Source organism: Nocardia sp. NPDC049707 (assembly GCF_040674855.1).
Taxonomy (GTDB): Bacteria; Actinomycetota; Actinomycetes; order Mycobacteriales; family Mycobacteriaceae; genus Nocardia.
The window spans coordinates 53,124-68,446 of sequence record NZ_JBFANN010000011.1; the positions used below are offsets into that span (position 1 = coordinate 53,124).

14 protein-coding genes are annotated in these 15,323 nt (G+C 66.1%); 7 read left to right on the top strand and 7 right to left on the bottom strand.

From position 1 onward, the window contains the following. Positions 1-57: 57 nt before the first annotated feature. Positions 58-1,446, bottom strand: a complete 1,389-nt coding sequence (locus tag AB0J29_RS13090; protein WP_364784004.1) for a cation:dicarboxylase symporter family transporter — start codon at positions 1,444-1,446, stop codon at positions 58-60. A 131-nt stretch (positions 1,447-1,577) separates the two neighbouring features. Here AB0J29_RS13090 and AB0J29_RS13095 point away from each other — a divergent pair, with 131 nt between their 5' ends. Next, positions 1,578-3,239 carry an ATP-binding protein gene (locus AB0J29_RS13095; protein ID WP_364784007.1) on the top strand — a complete coding sequence of 554 codons (1,662 nt, stop codon included), beginning with the start codon at positions 1,578-1,580 and terminating at the stop codon, positions 3,237-3,239. Further along, a complete protein-coding gene (locus AB0J29_RS13100; protein ID WP_364492779.1) occupies positions 3,236-3,937 on the top strand; it encodes a response regulator in 702 nt (233 codons plus the stop codon). Before AB0J29_RS13095 ends, AB0J29_RS13100 begins: the two co-directional genes overlap by 4 nt. A 35-nt stretch (positions 3,938-3,972) precedes the next feature. Here AB0J29_RS13100 and AB0J29_RS13105 read toward each other — a convergent pair whose 3' ends face one another. Next, positions 3,973-4,560: an XRE family transcriptional regulator gene (locus AB0J29_RS13105; RefSeq protein WP_364784010.1), complete on the bottom strand. Its 588-nt coding sequence runs from the start codon at positions 4,558-4,560 to the stop codon at positions 3,973-3,975. Positions 4,561-4,718: 158 nt separating this feature from the next. Here AB0J29_RS13105 and AB0J29_RS13110 point away from each other — a divergent pair, with 158 nt between their 5' ends. Continuing rightward, positions 4,719-5,732, top strand: coding sequence for an NAD(P)/FAD-dependent oxidoreductase (locus AB0J29_RS13110; protein ID WP_364784013.1), 1,014 nt, complete (start codon positions 4,719-4,721; stop codon positions 5,730-5,732). A 13-nt stretch (positions 5,733-5,745) separates the two neighbouring features. On the opposite strand, the gene AB0J29_RS13115 is transcribed toward AB0J29_RS13110, so the two are convergent. The 3 genes from AB0J29_RS13115 to AB0J29_RS13125 form a co-directional block, all read right to left on the bottom strand. Further along, positions 5,746-7,059, bottom strand: coding sequence for a cytochrome P450 (locus AB0J29_RS13115; RefSeq protein ID WP_364784016.1), 1,314 nt, complete (start codon positions 7,057-7,059; stop codon positions 5,746-5,748). A gap of 102 nt (positions 7,060-7,161) precedes the next feature. Continuing rightward, complete coding sequence (locus AB0J29_RS13120) at positions 7,162-7,884, bottom strand: TIGR03089 family protein (RefSeq protein WP_364784019.1); 723 nt, start codon at positions 7,882-7,884, stop codon at positions 7,162-7,164. Between the two features lie 18 nt (positions 7,885-7,902). Beyond that, positions 7,903-9,324, bottom strand: coding sequence for an LCP family protein (locus AB0J29_RS13125; RefSeq protein ID WP_364784309.1), 1,422 nt, complete (start codon positions 9,322-9,324; stop codon positions 7,903-7,905). Between the two features lie 292 nt (positions 9,325-9,616). Between AB0J29_RS13125 and rfbD the strand changes: the two genes are divergently transcribed. From rfbD to AB0J29_RS13140, 3 genes are all read left to right on the top strand, one after another. After that, positions 9,617-10,483: a dTDP-4-dehydrorhamnose reductase gene (gene rfbD, locus AB0J29_RS13130; RefSeq protein WP_364784022.1), complete on the top strand. Its 867-nt coding sequence runs from the start codon at positions 9,617-9,619 to the stop codon at positions 10,481-10,483. 90 nt (positions 10,484-10,573) lie between these two features. Beyond that, positions 10,574-11,473: a glycosyltransferase family 2 protein gene (locus AB0J29_RS13135; protein WP_364784025.1), complete on the top strand. Its 900-nt coding sequence runs from the start codon at positions 10,574-10,576 to the stop codon at positions 11,471-11,473. Positions 11,474-11,836: 363 nt separating this feature from the next. Then, a complete protein-coding gene (locus tag AB0J29_RS13140; protein WP_364784312.1) occupies positions 11,837-12,916 on the top strand; it encodes an NDP-sugar synthase in 1,080 nt (359 codons plus the stop codon). A 40-nt stretch (positions 12,917-12,956) separates the two neighbouring features. Here the strand turns inward: AB0J29_RS13140 and AB0J29_RS13145 are convergent, their stop codons facing one another. Further along, complete coding sequence (locus AB0J29_RS13145) at positions 12,957-14,534, bottom strand: carboxylesterase/lipase family protein (protein ID WP_364784028.1); 1,578 nt, start codon at positions 14,532-14,534, stop codon at positions 12,957-12,959. Positions 14,535-14,770: 236 nt separating this feature from the next. On the opposite strand from AB0J29_RS13145, the gene AB0J29_RS13150 reads away from it, so the two are divergent. Then, positions 14,771-14,998: a zinc ribbon domain-containing protein gene (locus tag AB0J29_RS13150; RefSeq protein ID WP_364784031.1), complete on the top strand. Its 228-nt coding sequence runs from the start codon at positions 14,771-14,773 to the stop codon at positions 14,996-14,998. Positions 14,999-15,015: 17 nt separating this feature from the next. Here AB0J29_RS13150 and AB0J29_RS13155 read toward each other — a convergent pair whose 3' ends face one another. Beyond that, on the bottom strand, positions 15,016-15,309 hold the full coding sequence (locus AB0J29_RS13155; protein WP_364784034.1) for a SelT/SelW/SelH family protein: 294 nt from the start codon (positions 15,307-15,309) through the stop codon (positions 15,016-15,018). Positions 15,310-15,323 lie beyond the last annotated feature (14 nt).

The following is a 15,323-nucleotide window of genomic DNA, read 5'->3' on the forward strand; positions in this document are numbered from 1 at the left end:
CCGACACCAAGAAGGGGCCCGCAGATCCTGCGGGCCCCTTCGTCATACGGGGTACAGCTAGGCCGGAACCAGATCCTTGGTGTCGTCCTGCTGTGGCCGCGGGCCGTGGTCATCGTCGACCATGGTCCGTTCGTCGAAGGGCAATTTGCGATCGAGGACCGTGCGGACCCGGTCCACATCGATGGTCTTGGTCCAGGTGCCGACCAGGACCGTAGCGATGGCATTGCCCGAGAAGTTGGTCAGCGCACGGGCTTCCGACATGAACCGGTCGATGCCGACGATCAGGCCGACGCCATCGAGCAGTTCGGGACGATGGCTCTGCAAACCACCCGCAAGCGTGGCCAGACCCGCACCGGTGACACCGGCCGCGCCCTTGGAGGCGACGATCATGAACAGCAGCAGGCCGACCTGTTCCCCGATACTGAGCGGTTTACCCATCGCGTCGGCGATGAACAGCGACGCCATGGTCAGGTAGATGGCGGTGCCGTCCAGATTGAACGAATAGCCGGTCGGCACGACGACACCGACGGTGGTCCGTTCGACACCGAGGTGCTCCATCTTGGCGATCAGCCGCGGCAGTGCGGACTCCGAGGAGGAGGTGCCGACGATCAGCAGGTACTCCCGCGCCAGGTAGCGGACCAGCTTGAACACCGACACCCGGGATACCGCCCACAGCAGCACGCCGAGCACACCGAAGATGAAAACCAGACAGGTCAGATAGAACGCGACCATCAGCAGTGCGAGTTGCTTGACCGCATCGAGTCCGGTCTTGCCGACCACATTCGCGATCGCGCCGAACGCACCGATCGGGGCCAGCCACAGGATCATCGACAGAACCCGGAACACCAGCTTCTGCAGCGATGCGACACCGCGCAGGATCGGCTCGCCCGTCCTACCCATGGCCTGCAGCGCGAATCCGACGAGGAGCGCGATGAACAGTGCTTGCAGCACACTGCCGGTGGTCAGCGAGGACACCATCGTGGTCGGGATGATGCCCTGGATGAAGTCCCAGGTGCCGCCCGCGGCATGCGCCTGATCGGCCAGCTTCGCGCCCTGCTTGGCGGTCTTGGCGATATTCAAGCCCGAACCCGGCTCGAGTAGGTTGCCGACGACCAGACCGATGCCGAGCGCGATCGTCGACATGATCAGGAAATACCCGAGTGCGAGCCCGCCGACCTTGCCGACACTGGCGGCCGAGCGCACCGAGCCGATGCCGAGCACGATCGTGCAGAAGATGACCGGCGCGATCATCATCTTGATCAGATTGACGAACATGGTGCCCAGCGGGCCGACGTCCTGACCGAACTCGGGCGCCAGCCAACCGACCAGAATTCCCGCGATGACGGCGACGATGACGGCCAGATACAGCCAGTGGGTACGGTCGCGTGGCACTGGCCGCTGTGGTGCTTCGGCGGTATCGATTGTTCGGTCGCTGCTATCGCTCATGGTGGGTGAAGTCTCTTTCAAGTGGTACCGGCGTGAGGTGACTCATGCCCTCATGTGCACAATGTTGGCTGCTAGCGGTGATGGCGGTCACGCTTTGGTGCATTTCGTTCAAGTTGCATGAGGGATAGAAAGTGTTGCGCGGTGAGAAACACGGGGGACGAGGTCGGCTATCGCTGGCCGGTCAGGCCTTCGTGCTCCAGCTCGTGGTCCTCGGGCTGGTCATCGGAATCGGGGCGGTTCTAGCCGTACTGGACGCCAGGCATGACAGCGATGTCACCACCACACGCGAAGTCACCGATGTCGCGGTGGCCGTGGCCGTTGCGCCGTCCACCCTCTGGGCCCTGCACACTCCTGACGCCACCACCCTGCTGCAACCGGTGACCGAACGGACCCGCAAGGCGACCGGGATGGACTTCATCGTGGTGATGGCACCGGATCGGACCCGGTACACCCACACCACGCCCGCGCTCATCGGGCAACCGTTCAGCGGCAATATCGATCGGGCGTTGGCCGGGGAGACGTTCACCGAGACGTACACCGGAACGCTCGGTCCCTCCATTCGGGCGGTCACTCCGGTCTATGACGACGGGCGCATCATCGCATTGGTGTCGGCGGGGGTGACCCGGGCGCGGATCGGCGATCAGGTCGCCACGCAATTGCCGTTGATTCTCGGCGTGGCCGCGGCGGGTCTGGTCGTCGCGGCGGCGGGTTCGTTCCTGCTGAGTCGCCGGATTCGTCGGCAGACGCACGGTCTCGCGCCGGACGAGCTGCGTACACTGTACGAACAGCACGACGCGGTGCTGCATTCGATCCACGAGGGGCTGGTCGTATTCGGGCCGAACGGTACCCGTGCGGAGGTCGTCAACGACGAGGCGCGCAGGTTGCTCGATCTGCCCGATGGGCCCGTCGCGCGGACGGATCTGCCGATCTCGATGCAGCGGATGAGCTGGGGGGTGGTTCGCGACGAGATGCATGTGACCACGGACCGGATCCTGCTGGTCAATCAGGATATCGTTACCTGGGAGCGGCGACCGATCGGCACCGTGATCACCATTCGCGACCATACCGAATTGCGCACCGTGATGGGCGAACTCGATTCGGTGCGCGGTTTCGCGGAATCGTTGCGTGCGCAGGCGCACGAATCGGCCAATCGGTTGCACACCGTGATCACCATGGTGGAGTTGGGGCGTTATCGAGAGGCGGTGGAGTTCGCGACCGCGGAACTGCAACTGTCCCAAGCCCTTATCGATCGGTTGCTCACTTCGGTCGGCGATCCGGCGCTCGCAGCACTGCTGCTCGGCAAGGTGAACCAGGCCGCCGAGCGCGGCATCGAGCTGACGATCACCGAGGATACGGCGCTCGACTCGACCGCACCGCTGTCCGCGCAGGAGACGGTGACGCTGGTTGGCAATCTGATCGACAATGCCATCGACGCGGCTGCCGATGGCGCCGTCGGCTGGGTGGAAGTCACTGTGCACCAACAGGATTTATCGGCAGATCCGCCGCAGGCACCCGATCCGGCGCTGGCCGTCGAGTTGGCGGCGGTGTTCGATTCGGTGCGGTCGGCGAACGGTCCGGCACTGTATGTCCGCGTCGCGGACAGCGGACCCGGCATGTCGGCCGAAACCTTCGCCCGCGCCGCCGAACGCGGCTACTCCACCAAGGCCGACCATCAGGGTCTCGGGCTGGCACTTGTCCATCGGCTTGTCGACCGGCACGGCGGCGTGATCGGCACCGAACGAGATCCGGAAAGTGCTGTGACCGTGACGATCCCACGAGAGGATGCGCGATGATCCGAGTGTTGATCGTCGAGGACGAGCCCTTGATCGCCGAGGCGCACCGCGCCTATGTCGAACGGATTCCGGGGTTCACCGCGGTCGCGGTCGCGCACACCGGTCGCGAGGCCATGCGCGCCGCCGCCAACGCGGCCGCCGAGAATGCGCCGATCGACCTGGTACTCATGGATATCGGACTGCCCGATGCCAGCGGCCTGGATGTGGCCGCCGCCCTGACCGGCCTCGCACCCTGCCCCGACGTCATCGCCATCACCTCGGCCCGCGACCTGGCCATGGTGCGCACCGCCGTCTCCTACGGTGTGGTCCTCTATCTTCTGAAACCGTTCACCTTCGCCGCCTTCCGCGACAAACTCGAACGCTACCGGGAATTCCGCACCGCTCTGCCCTCAGGCCAAACCGCCATCTCCCAACAGGACATCGACCGCGCCCTCAGCGCCCTACGCACCTCCGACCAACGCGCCACCGCCCCCAAAGGCGTCGCCCCCCAAACACTGGACGAAATCTCGCGCACAGTCCGCGACGCCCCAGGCGGGCTAACCGCCGCCGACACAGCCAGCACCGTCGGCGTTTCCCGCATCACCGCATGGCGCTACCTGGAAAAACTCGCCGACGACGGCCTGGTCGACCGCAAATCCGACTACGGCCGCGCCGGCCGCCCTAAAACCCGCTACATCTGGAAAATCCGCCCCGAGTAGCTGCTCCGCGCAGCTGGCACGGCAGTTTGCGGGTGTTACGTCGGGCGGGATCGGGGGGTGGTGCGCAGGTGGGCGCGTTCGCCTTGTTTGCCGAAAAGGCTCAGGAACTCAACGGGTTCGGGGTCGGCGGTGCCGAACCAGTGGGGGATGCGGGTGTCGAATTCGGCGGCTTCGCCGGGGGTGAGGATTACGTCGTGATCGCCGAGGATCAGGCGGAGGCGGCCGTTGAGGACGTAGAGCCATTCGTAGCCCTCATGGGTTCGTGGGTCGGGCTCGTCGCGGGTGTTCGGAGGGATGACCAGTTTGTAGGCCTGGATGCCGCCGGCTCGGCGAGTCAGGGGCAAGTACGTCATGCCGTGGCGGTTGATGGGACGCAGATGGATGCGCGGGTCGCCGGTGGGTGGCGCGTCCACGAGTTCGTCCAGGGTGACGCCGTGCGCCTTGGCCAGCGGCAGGAGTAGTTCGAGGGTTGGGCGCCGGGCACCGGATTCCAGACGCGACAGCGTGCTCACGGAGATGCCGGTTTCCGTCGAGAGGTCGGCCAGTGTGGTTTCGCGCCGGCGGCGCAGCGCACGTAACCGAGGTCCGACCGCGTCGAGGGCTCGGCCGAGGTCGTTGTCCATGTTGCCAGCTTGCCATATCGGCAACATTGTTTGCCATTCTTGCCGACCGCCCTGCATGGTCGTCGGGAGGAGGTGGTCATGTGATCGAGCGAAGCGAGGGAACCAGTGAGCACAGCACCAACTGTCGCAGCGGAGCCGAGCGTCAGCGAGGCGCAGCTGTGAGCGATCGGCTGAAAGACGGCTATGACGTGGTGGTGGTCGGCGGTGGCGCGGCCGGATTGAGTGGCGCGCTGATGCTGGCCAGGATGCGACGGTCGGTGGTAGTGCTCGACGCTGGCCAACCGCGTAATGCCCCGGCCGAGGGCGTGCACGGACTGCTCGCCAGGGACGGGACCCCGCCGGGCGAGTTGCTCGAACGCGGTCGAGCCGAGGTCCGCGGCTACGGGGGACATGTGGTGAACGGAGAGGTCACCACCATCGTGCGGGATGCCGACGGGTTCGCGGTGCAGGTCGACGACCAGTCTGTGCGGGCTCGTCGGCTGTTGGTGACCACCGGGCTGGTCGATGTGCTACCCGAGATCGCGGGACTGCGGGAGCGTTGGGGCCGCGATGTGATCCATTGCCCGTACTGCCACGGCTGGGAGGTTCGCGACCAGGCCATCGGGGTGCTCGGGACCGGCCCGATGGGGGTGCACCAGGCTCTGCTCTTCCGTCAGCTGAGTGCCGATGTCACATACTTCTCGCACACCACGCCGCTGACCGCCGAACAGTCCGAGGAGTTGAACGCCTCTGGTATTCGCATGGTGGACGGTGCGGTGACCGCGCTGGAAATCGTCGACGACCGCATCGCGGGAGTGCGATTGAGCGACGGCACCGTGGTCCCCCGTGCGGTCGTGACGGTCGGCTCGCGGATGGTCGCCCGCGCGAACTTCCTCGCAACACTCGGGCTGCGACCGACCGAACATCCCGCCGGAGTCGGCGAATACATCCCCACCGATGCCGCAGGCCGCACCGACGTACCCGGCGTCTGGGCCGCGGGAAACGTCACCGACCTGACAGCCCAGGTCGGCGCGGCCGCAGCGGCAGGCGCCGCCGCAGCAGCCCAGATCAATGCCGATTTGGTCGCCGAGCAGACCCGCCGAGTCGTTGCCGCCTACCGCGAACCGTTCTCCGCCGCGTCCGAAGCGCAACTGCGCGAGGCCGAAATCGGCGAAGGGCGGCACGACAGGTAGCCGGGGCCACACCTCAGACCGTCGTCGGCTCGGGAGCCGGGGCGCTGGCCCGGCGCCCGAGCCGAACCGGCATCCGCTCATATCCGTGCAGCGTGAACAGCTTTCGGCGCTGCGGTTTTCCATCCAGTTGCAGGTCCGGGAATCGCTCGAACAAGGATTGCAGCGCGTACGTGGCTTCCATCCGGGCCAGGCTCGCCCCGAGGCAGGCATGGATGCCGCTACTGAATGTCAAGTGCTCCTTGGCATTCGAACGGCCGACATCGAAGACATCGGGATTGTCGAAGACCGCGGGATCGCGGTTCGCACCTGCCAGCGACAGCACCACGGTGCTGCCCTTGTGCAACCGCACACCCTCGAGTTCCAAGTCGGTCGATGCGATTCGCGCCGTTGTCTGCACCGGCGCATCGAAGCGCAACACCTCTTCGACGGCATTCGGCCAGAGATCGGGTTCGGCGCGCAATCGATCCAATTGTTCTGGATGAGTGACCAATTGGGCGATACCGTTGCCGATGAGGTTGACCGTGGTCTCGAAACCCGCGCCCATCAACAGGCTCGCGGTCGCCTTCAACGCGAAATCGTCGAGTTCATCCGCGGTGACCAGGCTGCTGAGAATGTCATCGCCCGGTTCACGGCGCAGCCGCGCGATATGGTCGTCGAGGTAGTCGTTCATTACCTCCATCGACCCGAACGCACGCCGGAACGCCCGCCAGGAAATCCCGATATCGAGCAGCGGGGTCATCCGATCGCCCCAGTCCAGGAATGACTTTCGGTCCTCTTCCGGGAAGCCGAGCATTTCCGAGATGATGGCGATCGGCACCTGTGCGGCATACGACTCGATCAGATCTGCCGAACCACCCGACGGCAGTGCACCGAGCAGTTCCTCGGTGACCGTCTCGACCCGTTCCCGCAGGCGGCCGATCGCGCGCGGAGTGAAGGCCGAGGCGACCGGCTTGCGCATCCGCGTATGCTCCGGCGGATCGATGACCAGCATGGATGGTGGCTCGACCGGATTGGGCGGCACGGGAAGTCGCTCGGCGAGTAACCGCAGCGGCTTCGGAATATTGAAGGCGTCGGTGGTGCGCACACCGAATCGGCTATCCCGCAGGACGGCGCGACACAGATCGTGATCGAAACTCGCCCAGGCGATCGAAGTGCGCAGCAGCCGCCCCTGCCCGCGCAGCCGCTCGATCAGTGGATAGGGGTCGGCGAGACCGTCCGGTCCGCCCATCAGTTGGGCGAACGGATCGCCGCGCCGCGCCTGGGTGCGCAGGGCCAACCGCGGCGCACCCTGCACCGATAACCAGCGGAACCAATACTGCGGCTTCATCTGTTCACCAACCCCATCGTCGCGCGACAATTCCACCGTACTGACTCCCCGATGCGGGTGGAATGTCCCGTGGTCGGACGCCGTCCTGTACCAGGGTAGGAGTCAGCCGCGCTGCGCGGTAACCCGCTCGGATGCGATGCGCTGCTCGCGCAGCACCGGATCCGGATTGACCACCTGCACCAGCGAGGCCCCGGCGACCAGCACCGCAACGAACCCGTCGATCAGTTCGGCGGCGGTATCCCAGGACGTGCTCGACAGCACCCGGTCACCCTCGGAAAACCCTTGTAGCACAGCGGATTTTCGGGCCACGGCGAGCACCTCGGAGACCGGCATCCCGTCCAGCGCCATCCCGGCGCCGCGTGGCATGAAGTGGTCTCCATGTACCCGCACGGAGGTGGCGAAATCGGTGATGCCGATCGGCAGATCGCGCACCGGCATGCCGAAGGCGTCCAATGAGAGCGCGGCGACCTCCGGAATATCGTCGGTTTCGTCCAATCGCGCTGCGGTCGCCAGCGCCAGATCGGCATCCGGATCGGGCCCGAGCACCACCTCGGTCCCGGCCCACCAGCAGCCGAGTAGCACTGCGGCGGTCTGCCAGTGTGCGGGCAGCAGCACCGCGACGCGCGCCCCAGGACTCAGTCCGAATTCGTCGCGGACCAGGTTGGCGGTCTTGGCCGCCCAGTTCGCCAGAGTCAGCCCGGATAGTTCGATCCGAGTGCCGGTGGCGTCGTCGTAGTAGGTAATACGCGGACCAGCCGGGTCGCGCTCGAGGATCGGATCCAGCACCGCCTCGGTGAGCGTCAGTACATGGTCGTGGTCACGCATCGGTCAATTCACGCATAGTCAATTCACGCATTTCGGTCCATTCTGGCGTGCGTCGATCGGTGGGGCCGGCGGCACGGGCGTAGCGGTGCTCGACGTTCCGGAGAAGTCGAACATGCGGCCCGCGGTCGAGCCGGGACCAGAATAGTCGCTCGTCAGCACGACGCTGACCGAATCCGGGGACAACGTGGTGTCCGCGATGACCGTCAGCCCGCCGAGTGCCTTCGCGACCTCCCTGGCCTTCGGATTCGAAGTATCCAGCGCGAGGACTCGACTGCTGGTGACGCTGGGCCCGGTGTAGTTGCCGACCAATCCCTGCTGGAATCCCTTGGCTATCAACGCCTGTGCCACCTGACCGGCCAGCCCGCCGATCCCGCTCGCGTTGAACACACTGACGCTCACCGATGCCGGATCGATCGTCGGCTCGGCGTGATCATCGGACTTGCCGTCGACCAGCGATGCCACAAACGACTTGACCGCCTTCGGATCCACCCGCACGACCGATTCACCCTCGCTGGTCGTGTCGTTGAGATCGGCGACCGGAATCGTCTCGAAACTGACCTGACCGCCCGAAAGATTCTTCAGCTGTTGCAGAAACGCGAGCACATTCCAATCGTCGTCCAGTACGATCGTGCGCCCGACCGCATCACTGAGATTTCGCAATTTGCCTGGATTGCTCAGTGTCTTGGCACTGAGCACCTGGCCGACCAACTGCGCCATGAAGACCTGCTGGCGCACGATCCGGTCCAGATCGCCGCGCGGCAGCTCATGGCGCTGGCGCACGAAGCTCAAAGCCTGTGGCCCGTTGAGCTTCTGGCGCCCCGCCCGGAAGTCGGCGCCGGACATCCATTCGTCCACGGGATTGTTCAGGCATACCTCGACCCCGCCGACCGCATCGGTCAGCAGCACGAAACCGACCAAACTGACCTCGGCGTAGTGGTCGACGGTGATACCCGTGAGATCGGACACGGTCTTGATCAGCGCCTGGCGCCCCGCCTGGGTGGACTGTTTTTCCGCCTCGGCCGCTGAAACGCCCTGGTTGATCAGCTTGCGCCGCTGGGTTTCCTTGGTCGAGCCATAGGCCGAGTTGATCTTGCCTTTGCCGACGCCCGGAATGTCGACGTAGGAGTCGCGCGGGATGGAGATGGCGCTGGCGGAGCGGCCGTCGTTCGGCACGCGAACCAGCACAATGGTGTCGGTATTGGTGCCGACCTCATCGCCCGCGTGCAACAGGGCGCGCTCGCTGCTGGTAAGTGGATTGCCGTGCGCGTCGGTGCGGCTGTCCACACCGACCAGCAGGATGTCCACGGCGCCGTCGCGGCCACCGCCGAGGCCGAGGCCGCCGATGCGTTCGATATTCGAGATCAGCGAGTCCACACTGTGCCAGGCGAATCCGGTGATGAGCAGGACCAGCACCGCACCGACCGCCACGAACGCGCGCAGCGGACCGACGCCGGCCCCAGCCTCGGCCAGTCGCGACGACGCTGTCGCCCTCACCTTCTGCGGCACCACTGCATCCTCTCGCCGAACCGAGCATCCCGCCCAAGCGGGCTGTGCTTGCCCTAGCGCTCCCAGCTGATGTTGCGACCGCGCAGCGCCGGTTTCGTCGAAGCCGACGCGGCGCTGACTCGACGCCCCGCGTCCGGTAGCCCCCGTATCCGTTGCCTCAAGGCTAACCAACGGCTACGACGGCGGACCCCAACCGCAGGTGCTACGGCGTGCCAGACTCGTGCCCGTGACCGCGATATCGTCCTCCTCGACCGTAGCCGCGCGCCTCGTCGTGACCGGAGCAGGTGGGCAGTTGGGACGCGAACTGTTGCGCCGCGCCCCCGACGCCCACGCCTTCGGTCGCGATGAATTGGACATCACCGACGCGGCCGCGGTGCGCGCCGCGCTCGAACCGGGTGATGTCGTGCTGAACTGCGCCGCCTACACCGCCGTCGACCAGGCCGAATCCGATCCCGAGGCCGCCTTCGCGGTCAACGCGACCGGACCGGCCGTCCTCGCCACCGCCTGTGCGCGGGTGGCTGCCCGATTGATCCATATCTCGACCGACTACGTCTTCGCCGGAAACCACGACAAGCCCTACGACACCGACGACCCGACCGACCCCGCGACCGTCTACGGCCGATCGAAATTGGCAGGCGAACAGGCCGTGCTGGAAACCGCGCCACACGCCCATGTGGTGCGAACGGCGTGGGTATACACCGGGCGCGGAAGCGATTTCGTCGCGACCATGCTGCGGCTGGAACGCGAACGCGACACCCTCGACGTGGTCGACGACCAACTCGGCTCCCCGACCTACGCCGGCGATCTGGCCACCGGACTCCTCGAATTGGCGGGTCGGCCGGATGCGCCGCGAGTGCTGCACGCCACCAACTCCGGCCAGGTCAGCTGGTTCGAATTCGCGCGCGCGATATTCGCCGGAGTCGGCGCGGATCCGACTCGGGTGCACTCGTGCGACTCGACCGCATTTGCGAGACCCGCACGGCGCCCGGCATATTCGGTGTTGTCCAACCGTTCCTGGGCCGATGCCGGACTGACGCCTCTGCGGCCGTGGAAGGTCGCACTCGGGGACGTGCTATCAGGGTTGTCACAGTAGGCTGCATGGCCGTGAGGAGCGTCAGCGAGTGAACCATCAACACAGCGTGCAATCGCGCACGACCGAACCGAGTGTCAGCGAGGCGCAGTCGTGAGTGATTCCGGATCCCCAGCCCCCGGCGGTCTTGTCGTCGTCACGGTGACTTATTCACCCGGCGAGCATCTCGAGCACTTCATCACCACCCTGGCCGCAGCCACCAGCGAAAAACCGCAGGTGATCCTGGCCGACAACGGTTCGGTCGACGGTGCGCCGGAGTTGGCGGCGGAGGCGAACGCGCACGTGCGACTACTGCGGACCGGCGGAAATATCGGCTACGGCGGTGCGATCAACCGGGCGGTCGCGGAGATCGATCCGAGTGTTGAATTCATCGTCATCGCCAATCCGGATATCCGCTGGGGCACCGATTCCATCGACACAATGCTCGCCGCGGCGAAGCGCTGGCCGCGGGCGGGCGCGCTCGGGCCGATGGTGCGCGAGCCCGACGGCAGCGTCTACCCGTCCGCGCGCTCGGTGCCCGGACTGCTCGACGGCGCCGGACACGCGATTCTCGGCACGGTGTGGCCGTCGAATCCGTGGACCCTGCGCTACCGCCAGGACAACGAACAGATCTCCGAGCGGGCCGTCGGTTGGCTGTCCGGTTCGTGTCTGCTGGTGCGGCGCGCGGCCTTCGATTCGATCGACGGCTTCGACTCGCGCTACTTCATGTACATGGAAGATGTGGACTTCGGCGACCGGATGGGCAAGGCGGGTTGGCACAACGTCTTCGTGCCCGACGCTGAGGTCACTCACGCCAAGGGACATGCGGCCGGACGCCATCCCGAAGTGATGCTCCCTGCGCACCACGCGAGCGCGTACCGATTCCAGGCCGATCGCCATCCGCACTGGTGGCAGGCGCCGTTGCGGTTGGCGTTGCGGGCCGGACTTGCGGTCCGCTCCCGAATTGCGGTTCGATCTGCGCTGCGTCAACAGGCGCGGGAAGCCCAGAGCTGAGCGAGCTGTCGGTGCCCTGCGGCAGGCTGCGGTCTATCCGGGGCACCGACACTGCTGCCTCGGGTGCGGGAGCCCGAAGCCCGAGCCCCGGGTGACCAACGTCCGTGGATGCCGACGGCGCCGGTGTGGTGAAACCAACATCGGATGAAGCGGAAACCGAAGTGCGCGGTCTCGTGGTGCGCGCGGAGGACATCCGAGCAGGATGGGTGCCTGGAAGTGCCGAAACTGGTTTCCAGACACGCTGTAACGTCACAAGTTCGGCACGCAAGGGTGCCGAATCTGCATCGCTGGGTACTGAAACTGGTGACGGTACCCAGCGGGCGCACTACCGAGCACACGATCCACTGTGAACATGGGAGCATGATGGCAGGAAATGCAGGCACCGACGCCGTGATTCTGGTCGGCGGCCAGGGCACGCGGTTACGTCCGCTCACCCTGTCGGCGCCCAAGCCGATGCTGCCGACGGCTGGACTGCCGTTCCTGACCCATCTGCTCGCCCGCATCGCAGACGCCGGAATCACCCATATCGTGCTCGGCACCTCGTTCAAAGCGGAGGTCTTCGAGGAACACTTCGGTGACGGCGCCGACCTCGGCCTGGAGCTCGAGTACGTCACCGAGACCGAACCGCTCGGCACCGGCGGTGGCATCCGCAATGTGCTGCCCAAGCTGCGCGCAGACAACATCATGGTGTTCAACGGCGACGTGCTCGGCGGCACCGATCTCGGTGCGATTCTGGATACCCACGAGTCCACGCATGCGGATGTGACGCTGCATCTGGTTCGGGTGAGCGATCCGCGCGCGTTCGGCTGTGTGCCGACCGACGAGGAGGGCCGGGTCACCGCCTTCCTGGAGAAGACACAGGATCCGCCGACCGATCAGATCAATGCCGGTTGTTATGTCTTCCGGCGCGAATACATCGAGAAGATCCCGGTGGGGCGGCCGGTGTCGGTGGAGCGCGAAGTATTCCCGGCGCTGCTGGCCGAGGGTGCCCATGTGCAGGGTCACGTCGACTCCTCCTACTGGCGCGATATGGGTACCCCGGAGGATTTCGTCCGTGGTTCGGCCGATCTGGTCCGCGGCATCGCTCCCTCCCCGGCCCTGCCCGGTCAGCGTGGTGAGTCGCTGGTCCACGAGGGTGCCGGTGTCGCCCCGGGTGCCTTGCTCATCGGCGGCACCGTGGTCGGTCGCGGCGCCGAAGTCGGGGCGGGTGCTCGCCTCGACGGCGCGGTGCTGTTCGACGGCGCCCGTATCGAGGCAGGCGCCACCGTGGAGCGTTCGATCATCGGCTTCGGCGCGCGCATCGGTCCCCGCGCGCTGGTCCGCGATGCCGTCATCGGTGACGGCGCGAACGTCGGCGCCCGCTGCGAACTGCTGCGCGGTGCCCGCATCTGGCCCGGCGTCGACATTCCAGACGGTGGCATCCGCTTCTCCACGGACGTGTAATACGTAGGCGCGCTTCGCATTGTGCGTGTGCGCGTGGACCTCAGCTGAAGCCGACGGCTTGTTCGCCCCATGCAGTGTGCAGATCGCGGTCCGGGTTGTCGACTACGCGGTCGAAATTGTCGATGAGGAGGGTGGTGCGCGTGCTGGGGCGGTAGGGCGGCCAATGTTTGGAGCCGTCTATCGCAGCCGGGACACCGTGGGTGGCGAAGGCGAGCCAGCGGCGTTGCATGCGACCGGAGACTTCCATCGCTACCTTGCGGCCGCCGAGCCAGAAGGTGGGGTCATGGTTCAAGGTGCCGAAATTGCCGAAGACATACGGTAATTCGGTGGCATGACCAGCGCCGACGCGGGCCGCCTTCAGCATGGGGGTGGCGTGGTCGAAGCGGTACGTCCAGGTCGGTGAGTGCTCGGCGTGGCCGTCGGCGACCCAGTGAGCTGGCATCCGGAAGGCTGCGTCGGTCGACATGGCAAGTGCGCCACGAATTTTCGTGAGATCCGGGTATGCCGAGGTGATTTCGGCGATGCGCTCGGGCGACATGTCCGGATGGTTGGCGGCCACATCGCGCAGCATGACGTTCACCGCGTCCGGGGTCACCGGCATGATCGGCGAGCGGAAGAGGCGGAACAGCGAGGCCTCGTCCTTATTGGTGCCGATGATCAGCGGCACGCGATGCGAGCGGCCCTGCTGGAAGCGATCGATCGGATAGGTCGGGACCAGATTGCCGTCGACGACGGGCGCGGCGGCCAGTCGGCCCGGCTCCTTCAATGGAATCTCGTCCAGCAGCACGCCCGCGGCGGTCACGATCCGTTCGATCGGGCATTCCAGCAATTCGCTTGCACGGGAATACGGTAGTTCGATCAGTTCCAGAAAGCGTTGGGCCACAGCGGCTGCCCGCGCCTGGCCGAAAACCGTTGTCGCGGGCGGGCTTTGCGCGATCGCCTGGTGGAACAGCCCGACCGCGGGCGGTGCGGTCAGCAGTGCGGTCACACATCCGGCGCCGGAGGATTCACCGAACAGGGTCACATTGCCCGGATCGCCGCCGAATGCGGCGATATTGTCGCGGACCCACTGCAGTGCGGCGATCTGGTCGTGCAGACCGAGATTCGGCGTGAAATCGTCGGAGAGTGACGACAAGTCGAGGAAACCGAGCGCGCCGAGGCGGTAATTGACCGTCACCACCACAACGTCGCCGGCTTCGGCCAGCTTGCGACCGTCGTAGATCGCCTGGGCCGCGGTGCCGAGGCAGTAGGCGCCACCGTGCAACCACACCAGCACCGGCCGCGGCACACCGGTATCGGCGGAACTGCGCGGTGACCACACATTCAGCCACAGACAGTCCTCCCCCATCCGCAGGCCGGAATCGACCGGGACCATAGTGCCCATTGTCTGCGGAGCGATCTCGCCGAAGGCCGTGCACTCGCGAATTCCGTCCCATGGCCGCGGCGGCAGTGGCGGCCGGAAACGGTTCGGACCGGACGGCGCGGCCGCGTACGGAATGCTGCGCCACACCGCGACAGGTCCGTCCCAGCGTCCGCTCACGCGGCCCCAGGTCGTTTGCGCGACCGGTTCGGTGTCGCCGACCTCGGAGCCCGGTTCTACCTCGAACCGAGTGGTCATGACTGCGCCTCGCTGGCGCTAGGCTCCGTCATGACCACTCGGGTGGCTGCACCTTTGATTCGCTCGCTCCGCTCGCTCATGTCCTTCCGCACCTCCTGCCTACGACCCGGGCAGTGCACTGCGAGTTTGCTCCGGCCGGGTCCAAGCACCTAGCGATCTCTCATTCGAGAGTACGTCCAGTCGGATAGTGGGATAGGTGATGAAGCACCTCTCGCCCTTGGCGCTACGCTGGCCCGATGCCGAGTTATAGCTTCCGGTGCCGCAGTTGTGGTGACACTTTCGAGGTCAACCGTCCGATGGCGGAGGCGTCGAATCCTGCGGCCTGCCCGAACGGCCACAATGACACGGTCAAGCTGCTGACCACATTTGCCACGGTCAGTAGGGGTGGCGGCGGTGCCGCGGCGCCCGCGCCCGCACCGCGCCCCGCCGGTGGCGGATGCTGCGGTGGCGGCTGCTGCTCCTGAATCCGGCGTGGTCGATATCACGCTCGGTCGGACGACGAGTCCCTTTTGTCGGCATGGCCGAGATCACGGTCCGGTGCGACGCGATCGCGCACGCGCTGCTTGAGTACCGCGATATCCGGGAATCCGCCGTCCGCCTTGCGCTCCCAGATCTGGTCGCCGTCGATGGTGATGCGGAAGACGCCGCCCGTGCCGGGTATCAGCGCCACCTCACCGAGTTCGGTGGCGAAGGTGCTCAGCAGTTCCTGTGCCATCCAACTCGCGCGCAGCAGCCAGCGACATTGCGTGCAGTATTCGATCGCGACACGTGGCATGGGTGGCACGCTAC